At 70.4% G+C, this 18,840-nt stretch carries 19 protein-coding genes; 17 read left to right on the top strand and 2 right to left on the bottom strand.

Annotated elements, in window-relative coordinates:
* Positions 1–3 precede the first annotated feature (3 nt).
* Entirely contained in the window at positions 4–960 is a 957-nt protein-coding gene (locus tag KMW22_RS13655) for an iron-siderophore ABC transporter substrate-binding protein (RefSeq protein ID WP_221090600.1), read from the bottom strand.
* A gap of 189 nt (positions 961–1,149) precedes the next feature.
* Between KMW22_RS13655 and rpmE the strand changes: the two genes are divergently transcribed.
* The 8 genes from rpmE to KMW22_RS13615 all read left to right on the top strand — a co-directional run bounded on the left by rpmE (position 1,150) and on the right by KMW22_RS13615 (position 8,028).
* Entirely contained in the window at positions 1,150–1,368 is a 219-nt protein-coding gene (gene rpmE, locus KMW22_RS13650; protein ID WP_107138623.1) for a 50S ribosomal protein L31, read from the top strand.
* Positions 1,369–1,538: 170 nt separating this feature from the next.
* The gene (locus tag KMW22_RS13645; RefSeq protein WP_221090599.1) at positions 1,539–2,156 is read left to right on the top strand and encodes a thymidine kinase; all 618 of its coding nucleotides are present in this window, start codon (positions 1,539–1,541) and stop codon (positions 2,154–2,156) included.
* Positions 2,157–2,297: 141 nt separating this feature from the next.
* A complete protein-coding gene (locus tag KMW22_RS13640; protein WP_107138625.1) occupies positions 2,298–2,684 on the top strand; it encodes a response regulator in 387 nt (128 codons plus the stop codon).
* A 25-nt stretch (positions 2,685–2,709) separates the two neighbouring features.
* Entirely contained in the window at positions 2,710–5,070 is a 2,361-nt protein-coding gene (locus KMW22_RS13635; protein WP_221090598.1) for a transglycosylase domain-containing protein, read from the top strand.
* A gap of 245 nt (positions 5,071–5,315) precedes the next feature.
* Complete coding sequence (locus KMW22_RS13630) at positions 5,316–5,699, top strand: penicillin-binding protein (RefSeq protein WP_221090597.1); 384 nt, start codon at positions 5,316–5,318, stop codon at positions 5,697–5,699.
* A 246-nt stretch (positions 5,700–5,945) separates the two neighbouring features.
* Positions 5,946–6,620 carry a cytochrome c biogenesis CcdA family protein gene (locus tag KMW22_RS13625; protein ID WP_221090596.1) on the top strand — a complete coding sequence of 225 codons (675 nt, stop codon included), beginning with the start codon at positions 5,946–5,948 and terminating at the stop codon, positions 6,618–6,620.
* Positions 6,605–7,294 (top strand): ABC transporter ATP-binding protein, encoded by a 690-nt coding sequence (locus KMW22_RS13620; protein ID WP_328774705.1) that lies wholly within the window; start codon positions 6,605–6,607, stop codon positions 7,292–7,294. Before KMW22_RS13625 ends, KMW22_RS13620 begins: the two co-directional genes overlap by 16 nt.
* A gap of 23 nt (positions 7,295–7,317) precedes the next feature.
* Positions 7,318–8,028 (top strand): heme exporter protein CcmB, encoded by a 711-nt coding sequence (locus tag KMW22_RS13615; protein ID WP_221090679.1) that lies wholly within the window; start codon positions 7,318–7,320, stop codon positions 8,026–8,028.
* A gap of 3 nt (positions 8,029–8,031) precedes the next feature.
* On the opposite strand, the gene KMW22_RS13610 is transcribed toward KMW22_RS13615, so the two are convergent.
* Positions 8,032–10,476, bottom strand: a complete 2,445-nt coding sequence (locus KMW22_RS13610) for a tetratricopeptide repeat protein (protein WP_221090595.1) — start codon at positions 10,474–10,476, stop codon at positions 8,032–8,034.
* A gap of 321 nt (positions 10,477–10,797) precedes the next feature.
* Between KMW22_RS13610 and KMW22_RS13605 the strand changes: the two genes are divergently transcribed.
* From KMW22_RS13605 to KMW22_RS13565, 9 genes are all read left to right on the top strand, one after another.
* On the top strand, positions 10,798–12,624 hold the full coding sequence (locus KMW22_RS13605) for a S8 family serine peptidase (RefSeq protein WP_221090594.1): 1,827 nt from the start codon (positions 10,798–10,800) through the stop codon (positions 12,622–12,624).
* Positions 12,625–12,886: 262 nt separating this feature from the next.
* Positions 12,887–13,597: a cytochrome c biogenesis protein CcsA gene (gene ccsA, locus KMW22_RS13600; RefSeq protein ID WP_221090593.1), complete on the top strand. Its 711-nt coding sequence runs from the start codon at positions 12,887–12,889 to the stop codon at positions 13,595–13,597.
* Positions 13,590–13,721 (top strand): heme exporter protein CcmD, encoded by a 132-nt coding sequence (gene ccmD / locus KMW22_RS13595; protein WP_221090592.1) that lies wholly within the window; start codon positions 13,590–13,592, stop codon positions 13,719–13,721. Before ccsA ends, ccmD begins: the two co-directional genes overlap by 8 nt.
* Positions 13,718–14,179 carry a cytochrome c maturation protein CcmE gene (gene ccmE / locus KMW22_RS13590; RefSeq protein ID WP_221090591.1) on the top strand — a complete coding sequence of 154 codons (462 nt, stop codon included), beginning with the start codon at positions 13,718–13,720 and terminating at the stop codon, positions 14,177–14,179. Before ccmD ends, ccmE begins: the two co-directional genes overlap by 4 nt.
* A 30-nt stretch (positions 14,180–14,209) precedes the next feature.
* Entirely contained in the window at positions 14,210–16,183 is a 1,974-nt protein-coding gene (locus KMW22_RS13585; RefSeq protein ID WP_221090590.1) for a heme lyase CcmF/NrfE family subunit, read from the top strand.
* Positions 16,184–16,191: 8 nt separating this feature from the next.
* A complete protein-coding gene (locus tag KMW22_RS13580) occupies positions 16,192–16,761 on the top strand; it encodes a TlpA family protein disulfide reductase (protein ID WP_221090589.1) in 570 nt (189 codons plus the stop codon).
* Positions 16,758–17,228 carry a cytochrome c-type biogenesis protein gene (locus KMW22_RS13575; protein ID WP_221090588.1) on the top strand — a complete coding sequence of 157 codons (471 nt, stop codon included), beginning with the start codon at positions 16,758–16,760 and terminating at the stop codon, positions 17,226–17,228. Before KMW22_RS13580 ends, KMW22_RS13575 begins: the two co-directional genes overlap by 4 nt.
* Positions 17,225–18,262, top strand: coding sequence for a c-type cytochrome (locus KMW22_RS13570; protein ID WP_221090587.1), 1,038 nt, complete (start codon positions 17,225–17,227; stop codon positions 18,260–18,262). The genes KMW22_RS13575 and KMW22_RS13570 overlap by 4 nt, the downstream gene beginning before the upstream one ends.
* Positions 18,259–18,837 (top strand): Rieske (2Fe-2S) protein, encoded by a 579-nt coding sequence (locus KMW22_RS13565; protein WP_221090586.1) that lies wholly within the window; start codon positions 18,259–18,261, stop codon positions 18,835–18,837. The genes KMW22_RS13570 and KMW22_RS13565 overlap by 4 nt, the downstream gene beginning before the upstream one ends.
* Positions 18,838–18,840: the final 3 nt, after the last annotated feature.

Raw genomic sequence — 18,840 nt, 5'->3', positions numbered from 1 at the left:
GGCTCACTTCACCTTCTCCAGAATCAGCTTGGTCAGGGCCGCGCTGTGGCGCAGGCTGGTCAGAGGGCCGCTGTAGGGGCTGAAGTCCTCGGGGACATACACCACGCTCTGGGCCTTCAGGCGCTGGCCCACCGGGGTGTTCAGAAAGGCCTCGGCGCCGTTGTACTTGCCGCCGGGGGGAAACAGCACCACCAGCGTCTGCTTGTCCAGGCCCAGCAGCGCCTCATCACTGATCGCCGAACCCACGCCCAGGGTGATTTTGGCCCCGCGCAGTCCGTCTTTGAAGCCCAGGGCGCGCAGGTCCGGCACCAGGCGCACGTCGGTGTACAGCCAGTTGGTGCCGCCCGCAAAGGGGGCCACCACGACCACCTTGGGGTACTTGCGGAACACCCCGGCCGCAAGCAGCTTGCGCGCATTGGCCCGGTGGGTGTCGGCCACCTGTTTGATCACCCGCTCGGCCTCCACCTGCTTGCCAAACACCTTGGCCAGATCGCGCAGGCCACGCTGCCAGAACGCGGCGCCCGCCTCGGCGTAGCCCACGGTAGGGGCAATCCGGCTCAGCTGCTCGTAATTCTGGTTGCCCTGCCACGTCAGGCGCACAATCAGGTCAGGCTTCAGCGCCGTGATGGTTTCCAGGTTGGGCGCCGTCCACGAGCCGATGTAGGCGGGGCTGTTCAGCTTCACGCGCCCGTAAAAGCCCTGCTTCAGCACCTCGGGCTTGATCTTGCCGCCGCTTAAATCGTCGGGGGTGAAGTAGGTGCTGCCCAGGCCCACCACCCGGTCACTCACGCCCAGTGCCGCCAGCCAGCCCAGGGCTTCCTCATCCAGCACGACCACGCGCTGGGGCTTGGCGGGCACGGTGGTCTTGCCTTCATCGTGGATCAGGGTCAGGGCCTGCGCCGCAGCGGTGGCGGCCAGCAGCAGGGTCAAGGTGGTCAGCGGCTTCAACACGCCCGGCATCCTGAACTAAGCCGACTGAATTAGTCAAGTTTAAACGGCCCGGTGGTGGGGGTGCTCCGGCGGGGGCGTGCGCATGCCCCCTGCCTCCCCTGTGCAGGCGTGGGGGCATGGTGTACACTGTCAGGGTTGCCCGCTACGCACATGCCCCGGTGATACCCCAGGGCGCAGACGTGGCGGAGGAGGCACCCCATGAAGAAAGACATCCACCCCAAAACCGTTCCTTGCAAGATCATCTACCAGGGCCAGGTCGTGATGGAAACCCTGAGCACCAAGCCCGAGATTCACGTGGATGTGTGGAGCGGCGTGCACCCCTTCTGGACCGGCGAAGAGCGCTTCGTGGACACCGAAGGCCGCGTGGACAAGTTCAACAAGCGCTTCGGCGACAGCTACCGCACCAAGAAGAAGTAAGGCCCCCGGCCTCTTCGCCCCCCGCCCCCCGGCGGGGTGTTTTTGTTGCGTGGGGCCATGGGCTCTGGGCCATGAGCAAAAGCAGCCAGATCACCTGCCCTGTGCCATCTGCTTTTCTCCATCTCCCCTCTACCATCACCCCTTTCCCGCCCCATGCCATACTCCCCCCCGTGCTCAAGTCCCCCTACCACGGCGGTCACCTGGAAGTCATCGTCGGGCCCATGTTCAGTGGCAAAAGCGAGGAGCTGATTCGCCGGGTCACGCGCGCCGTGATCGCGCGGCAGAGCGTGCAGGTGTTCAAGCCCGCCATTGATGACCGCTACCACGTCTCGGCGGTGGCCAGCCACGCGGGGCGGCAGGTGCAGGCGGTGGCGGTGCGCGGCGCCGCCGACATCCGCGCGCATCTGGCGGGCGAGGGCGCGCTCCTGCAGGACCCTGGCGAAACGCCGCTGCCCGATGTGGTGGGCATTGACGAGGTGCAGTTTCTGGGTGAGGACGTGGTGCCACTGGCCCTGGACCTCGCCTCGGCAGGCGTGCGGGTGATTCTGGCGGGGCTGGACCTGGATTTCCGCGCCGAGCCCTTTGGCTGCATGCCGGACCTGCTGGCCCGCGCCGAAAGCGTGGAGAAGCTGACCGCCATCTGCACGGTGTGCGGCGCCCCCGCCACCCGCTCCCAGCGCCTGATCGGCGGCCAGCCCGCCCGCCTGAGTGACCCTGTGGTGCTGGTGGGCGCCCAGGAAAGCTACGAGGCCCGCTGCCGGGTGCACCACGAGCTGCGCACGGATTGAGGGGACTGCGCACGCACCGAGGGGACAGGGCGCAGATGGCGGATGGCCGGGCGCAGGAAGCTCCGCGTTTTGCCATGAGTCATCTGCCCCCGGGTCCTCCCACCGGGCGCCCCGCTCCGCGATGGCGGCGCCTGCACTATCATGGGCTTCATGGCGTATACCATTCTCGTCGCAGACGACGAACCGGCCATCCGGACCATGCTGGAGGTCATTCTGTCGGCGGACGGGCACGAAATTGTGGCGGTGCAGGACGGCAAGCTGGCGCTGGATTACCTTCGGGACCACACGCCAGACGCCATGCTGCTGGACGTGAAGATGCCGCACATGGACGGCTTTGAAATCTGCTCGCGGGTCAAGCGCATCAAGCGGCTGCGCGACACCCCCGTGCTGCTGCTGACCGGCTTCGACGACGACCAGACGCGCGACCACGCCAAGCTGGTGGGCGCCGACGACATTGTTTACAAGCCCCTGTCCGGCAAGAACCTGCGCACCCGGGTTAACCAGCTGATTGAGGCCCGGCGCCGCTGATGCTTGCGTTTTTCTGGAGCCGGGCGTGATCTACGTCCTGCGTTTTTTCAAGTTTCTGACCTCGCTGCTGCTCGCCGCCCTGGTGGCGGGCGTGGGCGTGGCGGCCACCTACGCGGTCAAGTGGGGCCGCGAACTGCCCGATTACCGCGAACTGGACAACCTGACGCGCTCGCTGGGCGCCGAAACCCGCGTGTATGCCCGCGACAACACGCCGCTGGGGACCCTGATTCCCAAGGTGGGCGATCAGGCGATCAGCCGCACGATTGTCAACCTCAACGAGATCAGCCCGTTCATGGTGGCGGCCCTGATTTCCAACGAGGACCGGCGCTTTTTCGAACACTACGGCCTGGACCCTTACGGGATTGGGCGGCAGTTTCAGCGGCTGGCACGCGGCGACAATGTGCAGGGCGGCAGCACACTCACCAACCAGCTGATCAAGAACACCCTACTGCTGGAGGAATACCAGCAGGCGCGCAGCCCGGACCGCAAGTTCAAGGAATGGATGCTCAGCGTGCAGGTGGAGCGCTCCTTTACCAAGGAAGAAATTCTTCAGAACTACCTGAACGCCATCTACTGGGGCGACGGCGGCCCGGTGGAGCTGTACGGCATTCACTCGGCGGCGCTGGCCTACTTTGGCACCACCCCGAAAGCCCTGACCCTGGCCCAGAGCGCCTACCTGACCGTGCTGGTGCCCAGCCCCGGCCGTTTTTACCCCAACTACCAGGCCGTGCGGCCCCTCATGAAGACCCTGCTGGCGCGCATGGTGGAAGACGGCTGGATCACCCAGGCGCAGATGGACGCCGCGTGGCGCGAAAAGGTGGAGCCCAAGGGCTGGAAGGTCACCTACGACGCCCAGGGCAACGTGCTGAGCGCCAAGAACGTGGACCCCACCCAGAAGGAACTCAAGGCCGTGACCACCACCCGCGCGCCCCACTTCGTGCGTCAGGTGGAGGCCGAACTCGTGCGCCGGTTTGGGCGCGACAAGGTGTACGGCTCGGGGGGCCTGCGCGTCTACACCACGCTGGACCCCAAGGTGCAGACGGCCGTGGAAACCGCCAGCCGCGAAACCACCTACCTGCCCCCTGGCGCCACCCTGGGCGCCACCATCATCAACCCCTACACCGGCGAGGTGCTGGGCATGATCGGGCAGAAGTTGCGCGGTACCGAACCGCCCGACGACTGGAACAACGCCGCGCAGGGCCAGCGCCAGATCGGCTCGACCATCAAGCCGCTGCTGTACACCACGGCGCTGTCCACCGGCCTGTCCCAGGCCCACCGCGAGGCCGACCGGCCCATCACCTTCCCCTGCACCGGCTGCAAGAACGGTGTGTACGCGCCGCAGAACTTTGAAGGGGCAACCACCTACCGCGACATGACCATCCGCGAGGCGCTGGACCGCTCGCTGAACCTGGTGACGGTGCGCCTCGCTGACCGCATTGGCTTGCAGACCTTCTTCGGCAAGCTGCGCCAGCTGGGGCTGCAGACCAACGACGGCACCGGGCTGGCCGCCGCGCTGGGCGCCGTGGAAACCACCCCCGTCAAGATGGCGGCGGCCTATGCGCCCTTCGTGAACGGCGGCCTGTACCGCGCGCCCCGTTACCTGACGCGGGTCACCACCGCCCGAGGCGAGGTGCTGTACGACGCGGGCAGCGAGCCGGTGCGCCCGGCCCGGGTGTGGACCCCGCAGATTGCGTGGCTGGGCCTGGACATGATCCGGGGCGTGGTCAACGACCTGACCGAGCCTCAGGGCGGGCTGGCGGGCCGCGCCAAGTTTGACGAGTGGCCAGTGGCGGGCAAGACCGGGACCAGTAACGGCCCCAAGGACCTGTGGTTCGTGGGCACCACGCCGCTGTATACGGGCGCCGCCTGGGTGGGGCGCCAGCAGGGCGGCGACATGCCCACTTATTACTACTCGGGCTATGTGGCCGCGCCCATCTGGCGCCGCATGATGGAACTGGCCCACGAGGGGCAGGCGGTGCGGCAGTTCAGCGAACCCCCCGGCATTCAGTACGTGGACGCCCCCGACCCGCAGTTCCTGCCAAGCGTGAAACTGGCGGTGCTGGACCCCAGCTTCCGGGGGGCCGCCAACACCGACGTGCAGGAAGACGCGCCCCCACCAGTGCAGTACCGCGAAACCGGCTATGCCCGCAGCGAGGACCCGGAGACGGTGCTGGTCAGCCTGGACCGGGTAACCAACCGCCTCGCCACCGAGTTCACTCCGCCCGAGAACATCGTGCAGCGCCGCGTGGAGATTGAGGCCCTGCCCGCCTACGCCCCCGACCCCGCGCCCCAGCCCCTCAAGGACGAGACGCCGGACCCGGCCGCTCTGAAGGCCACCCGGACGCCTGGGAATCAGGCGGTGCCGGGGGGACAGACGGCACCATGAGTTCTGGGCCGTGAGGCTCATGACAGCAGAGACAAAGTTCCCGAGATAAAAGACGCTCTTTAAAACCACTGCTCTTTCAGCCGGCGTCCCGCCTCCCACAGGGGCGCCGGCCTCTTTCGCCTTGGGCTCATCCGGCCCTTCACTGCCCAAACCCCTCATAGCCCATGGCTCATGGCCCAGAGCCCCTAGCCCCTCTCACCCCCGCGTCATCCCGGCTGCCCCTGCCCTCTGGCATCATGAACGCCATGCGACCCCGCCGCGCGCCGCTGCTGACCCTGCTGCTCACCCTGGGCGTGTCCACCGCCGAGGCCCGGGTGCGGTTGGGCGAGGCGCTGCCGGCCCACCCCTGGACCGCCGCCGAGCGCGAGGTCGTGGTGGTCTACAGCCACGACTGCGGCGACCTGGGACACCTGTGGCAGGCGGTGCTGGCCTCTGGCCTGCCGGTGCGGGCGGTGAATGCCGAGGCGGTGGCCTCGCCCGCCCCAGCCGGGATTCAGCCCTGGCGGGGCGAGGCCGCCACCGCCTTTGCGCGCAAACTGCGGGTGGGCGCCTACCCCACGGTGCTGCTGGTGCAGGACGGGCGCATTCTGAATGCCTGGGAAGGCACGTTTACTGGCTCGCTGGATTGAGCCAGACATGGCGTTTGGGCTGCGCAGGAGCGGCCCGCTCCATTGAGGGGTCGCCTTTGAGCAGCAAACGGCCCGCCGCTCTCGGAAGAGTGGAAAGGTCTGCCCAGAGCGGCGCTCAGTTCCTCTCTCCGCTCCGTTCCAGGTGGTGGGCGTTGCAGAAGACAGCCGTGTGTCCAGCCCGCGCCGCCTGCTCCAGCAGTGGCAGCGGGACAGGCGGCCTGCCCGGAAGCCGCTACACTGCCCGCCATGACGCCTTCCCCCACCTTCGCCGTGGCGTTCCTGGCGGGCCTCGTTTCGTTCCTGAGCCCGTGTGTGCTGCCGCTGGTGCCCAGCTACCTGGGGGCGCTGGGCGGCGAGCGCGCGCCGTGGGGCCGCGCCCTCGGGTTCATTCTGGGGTTCGGGCTGGTGTTCATGGCGTTGGGGGCCACCGCCAGCAGCCTGGGCGCCCTGATTGCGCCGCACAAGGCGCTGCTGGCCCAGGTCTCGGCCGTGCTGATTATCTTTTTCGGGCTGGTGATGCTGGGGGTTATTCGCCTGCCCTTCCTGATGCGCGATACCCGCGCCCTGGCCAACGCGGGGGGTTACGGCCCGGTGGCCCTGGGCGCCGCCTTCGCATTTGGCTGGAGCCCCTGCCTGGGCCCCACCCTGGGCAGTGTGCTGGGGCTGGCGGCCAGCACCGCCAGTCTGGGCAGCGGCGTGGCGCTGCTGGCCGCCTACACCCTGGGCCTCAGCGTGCCCTTTCTGCTGGCGGCACTGCTATGGCACCGGGTGAACCTGCGGCGCCTGAACCGCTACGCCGGGGTCTTCGAGAAACTGGGCGGCGTGCTGCTGGTGGCCTCGGGCCTTCTGATGCTGACCGGGCAGTTCACCCGTCTGGCCACCTTCTTCTATGAGGTGATGCCCGAGTGGCTGAAACTGTAAGTGCGGCGCCAGCGCACCCAGGCCTTCCCACCGCCTTGCCGGCCCTACAACTGCGCGGGCTGTGGCTGCGGCTGGGGCGCGAGGTCATTCTGCGCGGGCTCGATCTGGACGTCCCCAGTGCAGAGGGCGTGACCTTGCTGGGGGAAAACGGTGCGGGCAAGACCACGCTGCTGCGCCTGCTGTCGGCCGGGGTGCGGCCCACCCGGGGCGAGGGGCGGGTGTTCGGCTACGACCTGCGCGATAGCCGCGCCGTGCGCGACCACGTGCACCTGATGCCGGTGGACGGCGGCCTGTACCCCGATCTGACCAGCCAGGAGAACCTCGCCTTTGCCCTGCGCATGCATGGGCAGCGGGGAGACACAGCGGCGGCCCTGCGGCGGGTGGGCCTGGAAGGCGCGGCCGGGCGCCGGGCCCGCTTTTTGTCGGCCGGGATGCGCAAGCGGCTGGCCCTGGCCCGCGCGCACCTGCTGGCCCGCCCGCTGACCCTGGTGGACGAACCCTTTGCCAACCTCGACGACGCCGGCCGCGCTCTGGTGCAGGAGCTGCTGGGGGACCTGCGCGCCCAGGGGGTCACCCTGATCGTGGCGGCGCACGAGCCGGCACTGGCCCGCGTGGTGGCGCCCCGCGCGTGTCGGCTGCACGGCGGCGTGCTGCGCGAGGAAAGCCCGCTGTGAGCGCCCTGCGGGGCGCCGCGCGCATGGCCGCCGCTGTGGCGGCCAAGGACCTGCGGGTGGCCGGGCGCACCCGCGACACCCTGCTGTCCACGGCCTTTTTCGCCGGGCTGGTGCTGCTGGTGCTGGGGCTGGCCCTCAGCGGCAGTGGAGCGGCCCCGGGGCAGCGCGCGGCCCTGGCCGCCGGGGCGATCTGGACCGCGCTGGCGCTGGCCGCCGCCGTAGGCGCGCAGCGGGCCTTCGCCCAGGAGCAGGAGGCCGGCGCGCTGGAGCAGCTGCTGGCCTACCCCGGGCCCCACGGCGCGCTGTATCTGGGCAAGCTGCTGGGCGTGCTGCCGCCGCTGCTGCTGGTGGCGGCCCTGACCGTGCCCACGGGGCTGGTGCTGTTTGGGGCGCTGGAAAAACCCACGCTTCCCGGCCAAGTGGCCCCCATGAGCGGCGCGCTCCCCTGGGCCGCCCTGGGGCTGACGACCGTGCTGGGGGTGCTTGGCTTTGCCGCCGGCACCACCTTCTACGGCAGCATCACCGTGAATCTGCGCGCGCGCGAGGCGCTGCTGCCCGCGCTGGCTTTTCCGATTCTGGTGCCGGCCGTGATCGCCACCGTCAAGGCCACATCCCTGCTGCTTTCGGGCGGCTGGAGCACAGAGGTGGGGACGTGGCTGACCTTCCTGGCAGCCTTTGATCTGGGCACTGTCATTCTGGCCACGCTGCTGTTCCCAGCCGCCGCCGAAGGGTAGACGCTAGCCCAGCGCCGCCAGCACCCCCCGCAGGGCCTCGCGCTCCTGCTCGGCCTGGGCCGTTTCGCCCCGGCGCTCGTGCCACGCGATCAGGTCCTCGCGGCTGGCGGTGTCAAAGGGATCGGCAGCCACGGCGGCCCGCAGGGCGTCGCGGCGGCGCACGTCGCCTTCGGGCTGGGCCTCGGCGTGCAGGCGCAGGGCGTCGTGCAGCACACGCTCGGCCTGGGTGCGCTCCTCGGTCAGTTCGGTGGGCAGGTCGCTCAGGACATTCAGGGAAGCGGTCAGGGGCCGCAGCAATTCGGTCAGGCGGTGGTGGTCCTGCGCGCTGACGGCGCCCCGCAGCTCGGCGAGGTCACTGCGCACCGGAAACAGCAGCGACAGCAGGCCGCGCTCGCTGGCAATCAGCGGCACCGAAAAGACGCTGCGCAGGTGGTACACAGCGGTTTGCAGGCTGGCCAGCGGGTTCTTGGCCCCGGGCCAGAAGCGCTCGGCCAGCACCTCGCGCGGCTGTGGGTGCTCGGCCAGGGCCAGGGCCACCAGCAGCGCCGCGCTTTTGCGGGTGGGAAAGTCGCCCAGGCCCAGCTGCCGCCCGGCGTGGGTCAGGCGCAGCGGCCCCAGCGCCTGCAGGTGCAGCGGAAACAGGGCGCGCGTGGCCTCATCGCCGGCCAGGGCCGCCAGGGGGGCAGCGGCGCGGGTGTTCAGCAGCGGCAGGTAGCCGTGCGCCTGAATCAGGCCCAGGGCCTCGCGCAGATCGTCGGGGGTACCGCGTTCCAGCAGGGCGGCGGCCAGTTCCAGCCGGGCTTCCTCGGCGCGGGCGGCTTCGATCACCTCGTCCAGCGGGGCTTCGCCCAGCAGCGCGGCTTCCAGGTCGGCGCGCAGGCCCAGAGGGCGGGCGTGGGCCAGCGCGGCGCGGGCGGCCTCTGGCTGGCCCTGCTCCCGCTGGGCGCGGGCCTGCAGGAGCGCCACCTCGGCCTGCAGGCTGCGGTCCTGGGTGGTGGTGCGGCCCAGCACCTCCAGGGCCCCGGCCGGGTCGCCGCCCTGCAGCGCCACCAGGGCCTGCAGGCGCCCGGCCCAGCCGCGCACCCCGGGCAGGTGGCGAAAGGCGGCGGCCTCCTGCAGCCGCGCGTGGGCCTCGCCCAGTTCGCCCAGCAGCAGGTGGCATTCGGCCAGATTCAGTAGCGCCAGCGCGGCCTCGGTGGGGTGGGTGTCCCGCAGCAGGGCTAGGGCCGCGCGGTAGGGGCTTAGGGCCTCACGCAGCAGGCCGCGCCCGAACTGCAGGGTGCCCAGCGTTTCCAGGCTGCGGGCCTCGCGCCCTGGGTCACCCGCCGCGCGGAAGGCGGCCACCGCTGCGTTCAGGCTGTGCTCGGCCTCGGCGTGGCGGCCCTGTTGCACCAGCAGGGTGCCCCGGTTGTGGTTGGCTTCGCCAGCGGTCAGCCCAGGCCACGTGGCGGCCTGGGCAAAGTCATCCAGGGCGCCGGGCACGTCGCCGGTCATGGCACGCACCACGCCCCGGGCGTTGTGGACCAACCCCGCTGCGCTGCCCTGGAGCCCCTCCAGGGCGCGGGTGTACAGGCGGTGGGCGTCCCCCAGGTCGTGGGCGGCGCGGGCCAGCAGTCCGGCCACATACACGGCGGGCGGGCACTCGCGCCACGCGGGCGGCAGGGCGCCCAGCCGGGCGCGCAGCGTGGCCTCGCCCTGGGCGCTGCGGGTGGTCCAGGCCAGGAGGTCCAGGTACTCGGCCCAGGCGCCGCCTTCCGCCAGGGTGTCCATGGCGTGGGTGGTGTGGCCGCCTTCCTGCAGGGCCTGGGCGGCGCGGCGCACGTCTTCAGGGACAGGCAGGGGCGCCAGAAAGCGGCGCAGCGTCACCGGAAAGGCGGCGCCCGGCCCACTGGGCCACAGCCAGCCGCCGTCCAGCAGGGCGGCCCAGTCGGCCTGGGGCACGCCCAGCGCCTCGGCCACCCCTGGGGTCAGCCAGGTGGCGGCGGCCAGGGTGCGTGCGCTGGCGCGCAGGTCAGGGGGCGGTAGCAATGGCCCCAGCAGCATGTGGGCCTGCGGGTGCGTGTGCGCGTGGGGATCGCCGGGAAAGGCCTGGGCCAGCGGCAGGGCCCCGGGCCAGCCCCCCGCAGCGGCAAAGCTGGCGGCGGCCTGTTCTGCGCCTTGCCCCGGCAGGGCGGCCTGCCATTCGGCGGCGGTGTACAGCAAGTCGTGGCCGGCCAGCAGCAGCGGCGCGGGCGAGGAGGGCGGCAGTTGTTCCAGATCGCGGCGGCGGGCGGGCAGCCACAGCCAGGGGCCATCGGCTGGGCCGGGTGCCTGCCGCAGAACGGCGCGGCCCACCCCCTCGGCCCAGGCCACCAGCGCGGCCTGGGCCGCCCCCACATCCACAGGCGCCACAATTCCCCCGGGCGCCGCATCCAGACGCGCCAGCAGCCGCTTGGGCAGAGGGAGCATCTGCCCAGTATAGGGTGGGGGCCCCAGGCAGCTCAAAAGCGTGGCCCAGCGCGGCGGCTTAGGTGGGCGAGTCAGCCCTCTGCCCGCCGCCCCCCTGCCCTTGACCCTCAAACCAACCTCATCTCGCGCCCTGCACGGCCTTCGCTGTGGAAAAAGTCACGCTTGGGCGCCCAGAGCGGCCCAACGTCTTAAGCAAAACTTGAGCCTCGCGCCAGCCACCCCCGGCATGAACAGTTTTTTGTGTTTTTTTTGAGGACCGCTTGCTGGAATAGGGGCACTCAACACCGCCATCCTGCGTTACCCCCCTCTAAGGAGTCTGCGATGAAGAACGTGTCCACCACCATCCTGGGTCTGACGGTCATTCTCTCCGCCTGTGGGCAGAGCACCCCTCAGGGCGCGGCCACGGCCCCGGTGGCCACCCAGTCCAGCCGCACCCTGGGCGCCCAGGCCACGACCGCTACCACCCTCTCGGCCTGCTCGGCGCTGTACGCCACTGGCCCCAGCAGCGTGCAGGTGGACAGCAGCATGCGCTACGGCCAGGTGGGCACCCTGATCCTGGCCTTCGCCGACGACACCAGCAAGGGCCGCGCCATCACCTGGATGGACTCCACGCTGCCCGTGGACCCCGGCAATGGCCTGGGCGCGTTCGAGAACCTGCCCATGATCGCCCTGAAGACGCTGGTGACCCAGGAACTGGTGGCGCAGCTGCAGGCCAACCTGCCCGGCCTCGTGTCCATCTACCAGGACGCGCCGCTGAGCTACAAGCTGGCCGAAAGCGTGAAGTTCATCGGGGCCGATGTGGCCCGCAACACCTACGGCCTGAGCGGGCGCGGGGTGGGCGTGGGCATCATCGACTCGGGCGTGGACGGCACCCACCCGGACCTGGCCCACGTGGCCAAGAACGTGAAACTGGTGGGGCCCATCACGGATACCCCGGCGGGCGGCTACCTGTACCTGGACCTGCCCAACACCGACACCAGCAGCGGGCACGGCACGCACGTGGCCAGCACCATCGGCGGCTCGGGCGCGGCCTCGGCGGGCACACGCGAGCGGCGCGGCGTGGCCCCCGGCGCCACCCTGGTGGGCGTGGGCGCGGGCGACGGCCTGAGCATCCTGTACGCGCTGCAGGGCTTTGACTACCTGATGAAGCCCGAGATCCGCGAGACCCACAACATCCGCGTGATCAGCAACTCCTGGGGCAGCAGCGGCGAGTTCGCGCCGTACAACCCCATCAGCCTCGCGTCCAAGCGCGCTTACGAGGCCGGCATGGTGGTCGTGTTCGCCGCTGGCAACGAAGGGCCCGATGCCAACACCCTCAACCCCTACTCCGCCAGCCCCTGCGTGATGAGCGTGGCGGCCGGCGACAAGCAGGGCTACCTCGCCAGCTTCTCCAGCCGTGGCCGTGCGGGCGACGCCCTGGTGCACCCGGACGTGACGGCCCCCGGCGTCAAGATCAGCGCGGCGCGCGCCCTGACCGGTCTGGCCGCCACCACCGCCCCCGACGTGGACAACCCCCGCTACAGCACCATCAGCGGCACCAGCATGGCGACCCCACACATCAGCGGTGTGGTGGCCCTGATGCTGGAAGCCAACCCCAAGATGAACCTCGACAGCATCCTGGCGACCTTCAAGAAGACCAGCCGCAAGATGTACTACGTGGCGCAGGCCACCAATGGCCTGGACCCCAACCAGGTGGTCGTGAAACAGCGCGAGGAATGGGAAGTAGGGTACGGCTACGTGGACGCGAACGCCTCTATCCGCGAGGCCGTGCGCCTGAACCCCACGCGCTACACCGTGCAGACCACCGCCCTGCCCGGCTGGAGCGGCACCGTGAGCACGGCCGTGTGCGCCCCCACCGCCGGCTGCGTGCAGAACGCCCAGGCCACCCACACCCTGAACGTGCCCGCCGGCAGCAGCGTGCTGCGCGTCAGCACCGAGTGGGGCAACCCCGCCTTCGACCTGGACCTGGAGGTCTACAACCCCGCTGGCCAACTGGTGGGCTCCAGCGCCCAGGGCACCAGCACGGGCGAAGCGGTCAGCATTCCCAACCCCGCTGCCGGGGCCTGGAAAGTGGTGCTCAAGGGCTACCTGAACGCCCCCACCACCTACACCGGCGCGGCCGAGGTGGACAAGATCGTCAAGCAGTAAATCCAATCAAGACCGGAACGGGGGCTACGGCCCTCGTTTCGCGTTGTGTGGCGCTGCAATGAGGCTCTGTCCCGGTTCCTGTTGCCCGCACTTCCCTTCGGCTGCTGGCTGCCCTGCACCCCCTTGGGCCCAGGGCAGGAGGCGCCCCGGCCTGTGGGGACACTCGCACTTGCCTGCACCCCACCCAGCACGCGATTCTGCCCACACTGACGCGGCGCGCACGGTCATCTTTCCGCCCGGCGCGGCACAATAGAGGAGCGATATGAAACGAGACCTCACGACGACCCTGCTGGGCGCGGCCACCCTGGTCAGCGTGCTGGCGGTGCTGGGCCTGGGCCTCAGCGCGCCACTGGACGCCAACCAGGGCTCGCTGGTGCGGCTGATGTTTGTGCATGTGCCCACCGCGTGGCTGAGTTACCTCGCCTACGGCGGCACCGGGCTGTTTGGCCTGCTGTACCTGTGGCAGCGCCGCCGCCACTGGGACCGCCTGGCGATGGCCAGCGCCGAGATTGGCGTGCTGTTTACCCTGGCGACCATCGTGGGCGGGATGCTGTGGGCCAAGCCCACCTGGGGCACCTACTGGGTCTGGGACGCCCGCCTGACCACCACCGCCCTGAGCCTCGTGATCTACGGCGGCTACCTCCTGATCCGCTCCCTGATCGACGACCCGGACAAGCGGGCGCGCGTGTCGGCGGTGGTGGGCATTGTGGGCACCCTGTACGTGCCGGTGAACTACATGGCCGTGGAATGGTGGCGCGGCGTGCACCAGACCCAGACTTTGACCCTGCTGGGCAAGATTCAGTGGAAGGCCGAAGCCGTCTACCTGCCCACGCTGCTGTTCTCGGTCTTTGCTTTTACGGTGCTGTACGTGTACCTGCTGCGGCTGCGCGGCATTCTGGCCGCCCGCCAGGAAGCGCGCGAGGAACGCGAACTGATGAACGACCTGGCTGGCATGGAGGTGGCCCGTGGATAAGTACGCCTGGTACGTGATCGTGACCTACGCGGCCTCTTTTGGGGTGCTGGCCGGCTACCTGCTGTGGCTGTGGCGGCGCCTGAGTACCCTGCGCGGCGAGGACCACCGGGAGGCGCCCCGTTGAGTGCGCCCCTTTCGCCGCTGCCCCGGGCCCGCGTTCGCCGCCGCAACCCCTGGCCCCCGGTGCTGGGGGTCGCCGCCCTGGCGGCCCTGGTGGGCGCCATCGCTTTTGGCAACCTGAACCAGAGCCTGGAATACTTTGTCACCCCCACCGAGTACCAGCAGCAGCGCGCCGAGTTGCAGGGCCGCCCTATCCGCATTGGCGGGCTGGTGAGGAACGCCAAGTACGACCCGCAGACCCTGAACCTGCGTTTCGTGGTGTCGGACGGCGGGGCCAGCTTTCCGGTGCAGTACACCGGAGCAGTCAGCGACCTGTTCAAGGAAAACCAGGGCGTCGTGGTGCGCGGCCAGTTTCAGGGCGAGACCTTTCACGCCTCGGAACTGGTGGTCAAGCACTCCGAGGAATACAACGTGCCCAAAACCCAGGCCGAACTCAAGGACATGCTCAAGACTGCCCCCTGAGGCGGCCCCCCCACAAGACCGGAGAAGCCCGTGCTGAACCTGATCACCTTTGACGGGGGCGCCGCCGCCCCCCTGGGCCAGCTGAGCCTGCTGGGCGCGCTGCTGTTCTGTCTGGCGGGCCTGGGGCTGGCACTACTGGGCGGCGTGACCCGCGACGCCCGCGCCGTGGAAGCCGCCCGGCGCGCCACCTGGGCGGTGTTTGCGCTGGTGTCGCTGGGCACCCTGGTGCTGCTCTTTGCCCTGCTGCGCGACGACATGAGCGTGCGCTACGTGGCCGAACACTCCATGCGCGCCTCGCCCACCTGGATCAAGGTGACCGGGCTGTGGGGGGCGCTGGAAGGCAGCATTCTGCTGTGGGCGTGGCTGCTGGCCGGCTTTACCTTCATCCTCAGCCTGACGCTGCGCCGCGACGCCCTGCGGCCCTGGGCGCTGGGCACCATGTTTGTCAGCCTGCTGTTCTTCGTGGGGGTGTGCGCCACGGTGGCCTCGCCCTTTACCCCGCTGGCGGCCATTCCCGCCGATGGGCGCGGCCCCAACCCCGCGCTGCAGAACCACTGGATGATGGCCGTTCACCCCGTGCTGCTATATCTGGGCTTCGTGGGACTGTCGGTACCGTTTGCCTACGCGGTGGCCGCGCTGGTGACGGGGCGCCTCTCGGACCACTGGGTGGTGGTCACCCGGCGCTGGACGCTGGTGGCCTGGACCTTCCTGACCGCCGCGATTGTGGCGGGCGGCTGGTGGAGCTACGAAACGCTGGGCTGGGGCGGCTACTGGGCCTGGGACCCGGTGGAAAATGCCTCCTTTATTCCCTGGCTGCTGACCACCGCGTTCCTGCACTCCATTCAGATTCAGGAGCGCCGGGGCCTGATGCGCTCGTGGAACGTGTGGCTGATCGTGCTGGCCTACGCCAGCACGGTGCTGGGCACCTTTCTGAACCGTTCAGGCATCGTGCAGAGTGTGCACGCCTTTGCGGGCGGGCCGGTGGGGCCGGTGTTCCTGGGCTTTCTGGCGCTGCTGCTGGTGCTGGGCACGCTGCTGGCCGCGTGGCGCGCGCCCCGGCTGCGCGACGACGCCGAACCGCCCGCTGCGCTCAGCCGCGAAGGGGCCTTTCTGGCCGGCAACTGGCTCTTTGTGGTCTTTGCCGTGATGGTGCTGGTGGGCACGCTGTTTCCCACGCTGGTAGAAGCCGTGCAGGGTCGGCGCGACGCCAGCGTGGGCCCGGCCTTTTACAACGCCTTTGCCATCCCCCTGGGCCTGGGCCTGCTGCTGCTGATGGGCGTGGGCCCCCTGCTGCCCTGGCGCCGCGCCGAAGGCCAGGGCCTGTGGCGTGCGCTGTGGCCCCTGCTGGCCGCTGGGCTGGGCGCGGCTGCTGTGGCTTTCCTGCTGGGCATCCGCCACCCCGGCGTACTGGCGACCGTGGGCCTGGGTGCCTACAACCTGCTGGGCCTGGGCCTGCTGACCGCACGCGCGGCCAAGCAGGCGGGCGGCCTGGGGGCCACCCTGCGCGCCCAGCCCCGGCGGTACGGCGCGTACTTGGCCCACATTGGCCTGGTGGTGCTGGCGCTGGGACTGGCGGGCAGCGGCACCTACCGCCGCGACGCCCAGGTCACCCTGAACCTAGGGCAACCCGTGCAGGTGCTGGCCGAGCGGCTGGAACTGACCGCCATTCGCCAGGAGACCCGCCCCGACGGCCGCTCCGTGGTGGCGCACGTGCGCATTGACGGCGAACCCTTCCGCGCGCGCATGAACACCTATATCCAGGGCGGCGACACCCCGTTTCCCGCGCCCGCCGTGCGCTACCGCTTCACGGGCGACACCTATCTGGTGGTTACCAAGACCGACCCCAAGGGACAGTGGGCCAGCGTGCGCCTGATCGAAAGCCCGCTGGTGTCGTGGCTGTGGTGGGGCACGGTGCTGATCTGCCTGGGCGCCAGCCTGACCCTGGTGAACCCCGCGCGCCCGGTCCGCGCCGCCGCGCCCCGCCTGGCCCCCGCCACCGACTAGAGGACCCCATGAGCGAACCCGCCCCTGCCCCAACCTCCGCGCCCCTGTGGCGCCGACTGCTGCCCCCGGCCATTGCCTTTGCCCTGGTGGCCGCGCTGGCCGCCGCCCTCCTGAGCCCGTCCCGGGGCGCCACCACGGGCGGCCCTCTGGTGGGCAAGCCCGCCCCCGCCTTTACCCTGCAGAGCCTGGACGGCGTGCCAGTCAGCCTGGAAAGCCTCAAGGGGCGCCCGGTGGTCCTGAACTTCTGGGCCTCGTGGTGCGGGCCCTGCCGGGCCGAGGCGCCGCTGCTGCGCGAACTCAGTGAACGCCAGGGCGCGGGGCAGGGGCTAGCGGTGATCGGCATTCTGTTCAACGAGACCAGTGAGAAAAACGCCCGCGACTTTATCCGCGAGTACGCCCTGGCCTACCCCAACCTGAAAGACCCGGGGCTGGACACGGGCGTGAACTACGGCGTCTCTGGCATCCCTGAAACGGTGTTTGTGGACGCCGGGGGCGTGGTGCGCCACATGGACCGGGGCGGCCTGACCCACGAGAAGCTGAACGCGGGCCTGAAGGCCATTGGGGTGCCCGGTCTGTGAGGGCGGCCCTTCCCCTGCTGCTGAGCCTGGGCCTGCTGGGCGGCGCGCTGGCTGCCCCGGCGCTGACCCCCTCCCAGGAAGCGCGCGCCGTGGCCATCCAGAAAAACTTGCGCTGCCCGCTGTGCGACACGGGCGAGTCCATTGCCGATTCGCGCTCGGACATCAGCATCAAGATGCGTGAATCGGTGCGCGAGCAGGTGGCCGCCGGGCGCACCGACGGCGATATCTACGTGTATTTCTCGCAGCGCTACGGCAACTTCGTTCTGCTGGACCCGCCCAAGACGGGGCGCAACCTCCTGCTGTGGGGCACGCCGTTGCTGGCCCTGGCGGCGGGCGCGGGCGTGCTGTGGGGCGTGCTGCGCCGGGGCCGCGCCACGGCCGCCAAAGCGGGGCCCGAACCAGAGACGGCCTTTGACCCCTACCTGGCGCAGGTGCAGCGCGACACCCGTGCCCGGGGGCCCGAATGACCGCCGTGCTGAGCGTGGGCCTGCTGGCGCTGGTGCTGCTGGCCTGCCTGTGGCTGGTGCTGGGCCCCCTGCGCGCCGGCGCCCCCGAGGACCCCGACGCCGCCGAGCGTGCCCGGCTGGAGGCGGAGCGCGAGCGCCTGTACGCCCAGTTGCAGACCTTAGGCGACGAGGCCGCGCGCCCCGGCCTGGAGCGGCGCGCGGCCCTGACCCTGCGCGCGCTGGACGCCCTGCCCCCCGTCCCCCGTTCTGGCCGCCGGGTGCGGCCACTGGCGCTGGGCCTGCTGGCCGTGGCCACGCTGGCGGTGGGGGCCGGCGCCCTGACCTTCATTCCGCGCTGGCAGCTGGCGGCCCTGAACCCCGCCGAGGCCCTGAACCTGCAGGCCACGCTGTCGCTGCCCACCCTGAAAGCCCGCGCCGAACGCACCCGCCAGAACGCCGATTACCTGGCCTGGGGCAAGGCCGCCTTTGATTCTGGCCGCTACGACGAGGCGGTAAGCGCCTACGGCAACGCCCTGAAACTCAATCCGCGCCAGCCCGAGGCCCTGCGCCGCCTGGGCATTCTGCTGCTCACGCGCGGCGAGCGGGGCGGGCAGGCCCCCAGCGCGCAGGACGCCACCCAGGCCGCGCTGCTGATCCGCACCGCCGCGCAACTGGCCCCCCAGGAGCCCGAATCCCAGTTGCTGCTGGGCTTTGCCCTGGCCCGCTTTGGGCAGGACGAAGACGCCCTGCGCGCGCTGGAACGCTACCGCACCCTGGACCCCCAGGGCCGCGACGCCGACGAACTGATCACCGCCATCCGCGCCCGCCAGAACGAGACCGACCCGGGCCTGCGCGTGTACGCGGCCAACTGCGCCTCCTGCCACGGGCCCAGCGGCGGCGGCGGCGTGGGCCCCAGCCTGCGCGAATCGGTGCTGAGCCGCGACGCCCTGCGGCAGATCACCCTGCAGGGCAAGGGCGCCATGCCGGGCTTCCCCAATCTGCGGGGCGCAGAGTTGGAAGCCCTGCTGAACCTGCTGGAAGGCTGGCAGCCATGAAGGCCCGGCGCCTGACCCGCCGGGCGGTGCTGGAACGCTGGTGGGTGTTGCCGGTGGCGGGCACCGCCGGGGCCTTTGGCTACATGGGCTTTTATGCCACGCGCGTGCTGCGCGGCAAGAGCGAGGCAGGCCCCCCCGCCTTTGAACCGGCGCCCGCGCAGCAGGTAGTGCCGCTCTCGGCCCTGAAGACGCTGTGGGCCGAGCACCTGTTCACCTACGCCGGGCGGCCCTGTACGCTGCTGCGCGTGCCGCGCCCGGTGGCCGGCGGCCTGAGTGCCGGAGACGTGCATCTGGCGGCCTTTTCCCGAGTCTGCACCCACCTGGGCTGCGCGGTGAATCTGGTGCGCGACCCAGAGGTACTGGCCTTTGCCTTCAACTACCGCCCGCCCGACGGTCAGCCGCACCTGGGCTGCCGCTGCCACTACAGCGTGTTCTCGGCCCTGGACGCTGGCAAGGCTGTGTTCGGCAAGGCCAACGGCCCCCTGCCCCGGGTGCGTCTGGACGTGCGCGGAGCAGGCGCGCAGGCCACGGTATGGGCGACGGGCATCGAACCGGCCCCGGCACTGGGAGGCTGAGCC

This window comes from Deinococcus aquaedulcis, from assembly GCF_019693445.1.
GTDB classification, from domain to species: domain Bacteria; phylum Deinococcota; class Deinococci; order Deinococcales; family Deinococcaceae; genus Deinococcus; species Deinococcus aquaedulcis.
Note: the sequence above shows the minus strand (reverse complement) of the source record. Positions and strands in the feature narration are given on the sequence as shown.

What these genes read in the sequence shown, in the direction of transcription:
- KMW22_RS13630 (WP_221090597.1), top strand. Translation starts at nt 5,316, where the DNA reads ATGCGACCCCGCCGCGCGCCGCTGCTGACCCTGCTGCTCACCCTGGGC.
- KMW22_RS13580 (WP_221090589.1), top strand. Translation starts at nt 16,192, where the DNA reads ATGAGCGAACCCGCCCCTGCCCCAACCTCCGCGCCCCTGTGGCGCCGA.
- KMW22_RS13640 (WP_107138625.1), top strand. Translation starts at nt 2,298, where the DNA reads ATGGGCTTCATGGCGTATACCATTCTCGTCGCAGACGACGAACCGGCC.
- KMW22_RS13605 (WP_221090594.1), top strand. Translation starts at nt 10,798, where the DNA reads ATGAAGAACGTGTCCACCACCATCCTGGGTCTGACGGTCATTCTCTCC.
- KMW22_RS13655 (WP_221090600.1), bottom strand. Translation starts at nt 960, where the DNA reads ATGCCGGGCGTGTTGAAGCCGCTGACCACCTTGACCCTGCTGCTGGCC.
- KMW22_RS13565 (WP_221090586.1), top strand. Translation starts at nt 18,259, where the DNA reads ATGAAGGCCCGGCGCCTGACCCGCCGGGCGGTGCTGGAACGCTGGTGG.
- KMW22_RS13625 (WP_221090596.1), top strand. Translation starts at nt 5,946, where the DNA reads ATGACGCCTTCCCCCACCTTCGCCGTGGCGTTCCTGGCGGGCCTCGTT.
- KMW22_RS13570 (WP_221090587.1), top strand. Translation starts at nt 17,225, where the DNA reads ATGACCGCCGTGCTGAGCGTGGGCCTGCTGGCGCTGGTGCTGCTGGCC.
- KMW22_RS13615 (WP_221090679.1), top strand. Translation starts at nt 7,318, where the DNA reads ATGGCCGCCGCTGTGGCGGCCAAGGACCTGCGGGTGGCCGGGCGCACC.
- ccsA (WP_221090593.1), top strand. Translation starts at nt 12,887, where the DNA reads ATGAAACGAGACCTCACGACGACCCTGCTGGGCGCGGCCACCCTGGTC.
- KMW22_RS13610 (WP_221090595.1), bottom strand. Translation starts at nt 10,476, where the DNA reads ATGCTCCCTCTGCCCAAGCGGCTGCTGGCGCGTCTGGATGCGGCGCCC.
- rpmE (WP_107138623.1), top strand. Translation starts at nt 1,150, where the DNA reads ATGAAGAAAGACATCCACCCCAAAACCGTTCCTTGCAAGATCATCTAC.